At 68.5% G+C, this 4,520-nt stretch carries 3 protein-coding genes; all 3 read right to left on the reverse strand.

All coding sequences use genetic code 11. The features are described 5' to 3' along the window. Positions 1-119 precede the first annotated feature (119 nt). Genes ABNT58_RS25625 through ABNT58_RS25635 form a run of 3 tightly spaced genes read right to left on the reverse strand, consistent with a single transcriptional unit; the run spans position 120 to position 4,518 of the window. Positions 120-881 (reverse strand): enoyl-CoA hydratase, encoded by a 762-nt coding sequence (locus ABNT58_RS25625; RefSeq protein ID WP_348756208.1) that lies wholly within the window; start codon positions 879-881, stop codon positions 120-122. A gap of 32 nt (positions 882-913) precedes the next feature. After that, the gene (locus tag ABNT58_RS25630; protein ID WP_348756209.1) at positions 914-2,113 is read right to left on the reverse strand and encodes an acetyl-CoA C-acyltransferase; all 1,200 of its coding nucleotides are present in this window, start codon (positions 2,111-2,113) and stop codon (positions 914-916) included. A gap of 11 nt (positions 2,114-2,124) precedes the next feature. Next, positions 2,125-4,518: a 3-hydroxyacyl-CoA dehydrogenase NAD-binding domain-containing protein gene (locus ABNT58_RS25635; RefSeq protein WP_348756210.1), complete on the reverse strand. Its 2,394-nt coding sequence runs from the start codon at positions 4,516-4,518 to the stop codon at positions 2,125-2,127. Between the last annotated feature and the right edge of the window lie 2 nt (positions 4,519-4,520).

Consider the following 4,520-nt stretch of genomic DNA (forward strand, 5'->3'; position numbering starts at 1 on the left):
AAGACCGGCAAGAAATCCATCCAACGCCCTCCTTTGTTGCAATGCAGCAAGGTGCGATTGGATGAGGGGGACGGGGTTCCCCCTGTTTTGTAAAGCTGCGCCGAGCGCAGCGCGCCCCGTCAGAACTTCGAGAAGTCGGGCTTGCGCTTCTGGAAGAAGGCCTGGAAGGCCTCGGTGGCCTCGGGGCTGCGCAGGCGCTTGCTGAACAGCTCGGCCTCCGCGTTGATGGCTTCCATCACCGCAGCCTGGGTGGGGCGGCGCAGCAGCTGCTTGCTTTCGCGCACCGCGCCGGGCGGCAGGCTGTTGAAGCGCTCGGCCACGCGGCGGGCGTGCTTGATCACCTCGGTGGCGGGCAGCACCGCGTTGGCGATGCCGGCTTCCACCGCCTGCTCGCCGGTGAAGGGGTCGCCCAGCAGCAGCTTTTCGGCCGCGCCGCGCGGGCCCATCAGCTGCGGCACCAGCAGGCTGGAAGCGAACTCCGGCACCAGGCCCAGGCCCACGAAGGGCATGGCCAGGCGCGCGTCGTCGGCCACGTAGACGAAGTCGCAGTGCAGCAGCATCGTGGTGCCGATGCCGATGGCCGCGCCCGTGACCGCGGCCACCACCGGCTTGTCGCAACCCACCAGCGCCTTCATGAAGCGGAACACCGGCGACTCGATGCCCGCCGGCGGCCGCTGCATGAAGTCCTCGAGGTCGTTGCCCGACGTGAAGATGCCCGGCTGGCCGGTGATCATCACCGCGCGCACCGACGCATCGGCCTGCGCCGCGGTGATGGCCTCGGCCATCGCCTCGTACATCGCCTGCGTCAGCGCGTTCTTCTTCTCGGGGCGGGCGATCTCGATGGTGGCCACGCCGTCGACGATGGCGGTCTTGATGGTCATGCCGGGGGTCTCCTGCTGTTGGTGGGTGGGGGTCAGACGCGTTCGAAGATGCCGGCCGCGCCCTGGCCCGTGCCCACGCACATGGTCAGCATGCCGTACTTCAGGTTGTGGCGGCGCAGCGCATGCACCACCGTGGCCGCGCGGATGGCGCCGGTGGCGCCCAGCGGGTGGCCCAGCGCGATGGCGCCGCCCATCGGGTTGACCTTGCTCTTGTCCAGGCCCACGGTGTTGATGACGGCCAGCGCCTGCGCGGCAAAGGCTTCGTTCAGCTCGATCCAGTCCATCGCATCCAGCGACAGGCCGGCCGACTTCAGCGCTGCCGGAATCGCCTCGATCGGGCCGATGCCCATGATCTCGGGCGGCACGCCGCGCGAAGCGAAGCTGACGAAGCGCGCCAGCGGCTGCAGGTTGAACTGCTTGACCGCCTTCTCGCTGGCCAGGATCAGGCAGCCCGCGCCATCGCTGGTCTGCGAGCTGTTGCCGGCGGTCACGCTGCCCTTGGCCGCGAACACGGTGCGCAGCTTGGCCAGGCCTTCCAGCGAGGTGTCCGGCCGCGGGCCTTCGTCCATCGACACGTTGCGGCTGCGGGTGATCACCTCCCCGGTCGCCAGGTCGGGCATGCGGTCGGTCACTTCCACCGGCACGATCTCGTCGTTGAACTCGCCGGCCTGCTGGGCCTTGAGCGCCTTCAGGTGCGACTGCAGCGCGAATTCGTCCTGCTGCTCGCGCGAGACCTTCCACTGGTTGGCCACCTTCTCGGCCGTCAGGCCCATGCCGTAGGCGATGCCGATGTTCTCGTCTCGCTCGAAGATGGACGGATTGAACGAAGGCTTGTTGCCGCTCATCGGCACCATGCTCATGCTCTCGGCGCCGCCGGCGATCATCACGTCGGCTTCGCCCACGCGGATGCGGTCGGCCGCCATCTGCACCGCGGTCAGGCCCGAGGCGCAGAAGCGGTTGACGGTGACGCCGCCCACGCCGTTGGGCAGGCCGGCCAGCAGCACGCCGATGCGCGCCATGTTCAGGCCCTGCTCACCCTCGGGCATCGCGCAGCCGATGATGGCGTCTTCGATGGCCTTCGGGTCCAGGCCGGGCGCCTGGGCCAGCGCACCGCGGATGGCGGCCACCAGCAGGTCGTCGGGGCGGGTGTTGCGGAACACGCCGCGGCCCGACTTGCCGATGGGCGTGCGGCTGGCGGCGACGATGTAGGCGTCTTGAAGTTGTCGGCTCATGGTCGCTCCTGTCAATTGCGCACGGGCTTGCCGGTCTGCAGCATGCCCATGATGCGTTCCTGGGTCTTGGGGTGGTCGAGCAGGCTGCAGAAGTGCTTGCGCTCCAGCGCCATCAGGTATTCCTCGCTGACCATCGAGCCGGCATCCACCGCGCCGCCACACACCACGTCGGCGATCAGGCTGCCGATGTGGAAGTCGTGCTGGCTGATGAAGCCACCGTCGCGCATGCCCACCAGCTGCGCCTGGATGGTGGCGATGGCCGAACGGCCGGCCACCGGGAACAGCTTGCGCAGCGGTGCGCGCCAGCCGCTGGCGGCCATGGCCTTGACCTGCTGGCTGGCGACGAACAGCAGCTCGTCCTTGTGCGGCACGATGATGTCGTCGTCCAGCAGGTAGCCCAGCTTGCGGGCTTCCAGCGCGCTGGTGGCCACGCGGGCGGTGGCCGCGGCGGTGAAGCCCTCCTTGGCAAAGGCCAGGATGTCCACGCCCGGCGCCTTCTCGGCCATCTCGGCCGCACGGCGCGCGATGTAGGCCAGGCCGCCACCGCCGGGGATCAGGCCCACGCCCACTTCCACCAGGCCGACGTAGCTTTCCATCGTGGCCACGCGGCGGGCGCAATGCACCGCCAGCTCGCAGCCGCCGCCCAGCGCCAGGCCACGCACCGCGGCCACCACCGGCACCGCCGCATAACGGATGCGCAGCATCGCGTCCTGCAGCTTCTTTTCTTCAGGCGCGATGCCCTTGCCGCCGCTCTTCATGAACACCGGCATCAGCGCTTCCAGGTTGGCGCCGGCCGAGAACACGTCGTCGGGCGACCAGATCACCAGGCCCTGGTACTTGGCCTCGGCGATCTCCACGGCCTTCAGCAGACCTTCGGTCACCAGCGGGCTGATCAGGTGCAGCTTGGCGGTGATGCTGGCGATCAGCACCTCGCCGTCGAGCGACCATACGCGGATCTCGTCGTTGCGGAACTCTTCAGTGCCGCTCTTGAGCGCTTCGGCGCCACCGGCGCCCAGCACGGTTTCGGGGAAAGCCTGGCGCTGGTACACCGGCAGCGTGCTGCGCGGCACGAAGCGGCCTTCCTTGGCGCTCCAGGAGCCTTCGGCCTGGTGCACGCCGCCCTGGTTGGCCACCGGGCCTTCGGTCACCCACGCGGGCAGCGGCGCGCTCGACAGCGTCTTGCCGGCGGCGATGTCTTCGTTGATCCAGCCGGCCACCTGGGCCCAGCCGGCGGCCTGCCACAGCTCGAACGGACCCTGGCTCATGCCGAAGCCCCAGCGCATCGCGAAGTCGATGTCGCGCGCCGATTCGGCGATGTCGGCCAGGTGCACCGCCACGTAGTGGAAGCTGTCGCGCAGGATGGACCACAGGAACTGCGCCTGCGGGTTCTTCGATTCACGCAGCAGCTTCAGCCGCTCGGCCGCGGGCTTCTTCAGCATGCGGGCCACGATCTCGTCGGCCTTGCCGCCGGCGGGCACGTAGCTGCCCTGCGCCGGGTCCAGCCGCAGGATGTTCTTGCCTTCCTTCTTGAAGAAGCCGGCGCCGGTCTTCTGGCCCAGCGCGCCCTGCTCGATCAACTTGGCCAGCACCGGCGGCGTGGCGTAGCTGGGGAAGAAGGGGTCATCGGCCAGGTTGTCCTGCAGCGTCTTGATGACGTGGGCCATGGTGTCCAGGCCCACCACGTCGGCGGTGCGGAAGGTGCCCGAGCTGGCGCGGCCCAGCTTCTTGCCGGTCAGGTCGTCCACCACGTCGTAGCTGAGGCCGAACTTCTCGGCCTCGATCATCGTGGCCAGCATGCCGGCGATGCCCACGCGGTTGGCGATGAAGTTGGGTGTGTCGATGGCGCGCACCACGCCCTTGCCCAGCGCGCTGGTGACGAAGGTTTCCAGCTGGTCGAGGATCTCGGGCTGGGTGGTGGGCGTGGGAATCAGCTCCACCAGGCTCATGTAGCGCGGCGGGTTGAAGAAGTGGATGCCGCAAAAGCGCGGCTTGATGGCCTCGGGCAACACCTCGCTGAGCTTGGTGATCGACAGGCCCGAGGTGTTGGAAGCGACGATGGCATGCGGCGCCAGGAAAGGCGCGATCTTCTGGTAGAGGTCGAGCTTCCAGTCCATGCGCTCGGCGATGGCCTCGATCACCAGGTCGCAGTCGCGCAGCAGCTCGCTGTGCTCTTCGTAGTTGGCCTGCTGGATGAGCACCGCGTCGTCGGCCACGCCCAGCGGCGCGGGCTTGAGCTTCTTGAGGTTGTCGACCGCCTTGGTGACGATGCCGTTCTTGGGCCCCGTCTTGGCCGGCAGGTCGAACAGCACCACCGGCACCTTGACGTTGACCAGGTGGGCCGCGATCTGCGCGCCCATCACCCCGGCGCCGAGGACGGCGACCTTGCGTACGTTGAATCGGTTCATGG

The organism is uncultured Aquincola sp. (assembly GCF_964001545.1).
GTDB lineage: Bacteria > Pseudomonadota > Gammaproteobacteria > Burkholderiales > Burkholderiaceae_C > Aquincola.

Excerpts from the sequence above, each read along its gene's own strand:
- ABNT58_RS25630 (WP_348756209.1), bottom strand. The coding sequence starts at position 2,113 with ATGAGCCGACAACTTCAAGACGCCTACATCGTCGCCGCCAGCCGCACG.
- ABNT58_RS25625 (WP_348756208.1), bottom strand. The coding sequence starts at position 881 with ATGACCATCAAGACCGCCATCGTCGACGGCGTGGCCACCATCGAGATC.
- ABNT58_RS25635 (WP_348756210.1), bottom strand. The coding sequence starts at position 4,518 with ATGAACCGATTCAACGTACGCAAGGTCGCCGTCCTCGGCGCCGGGGTG.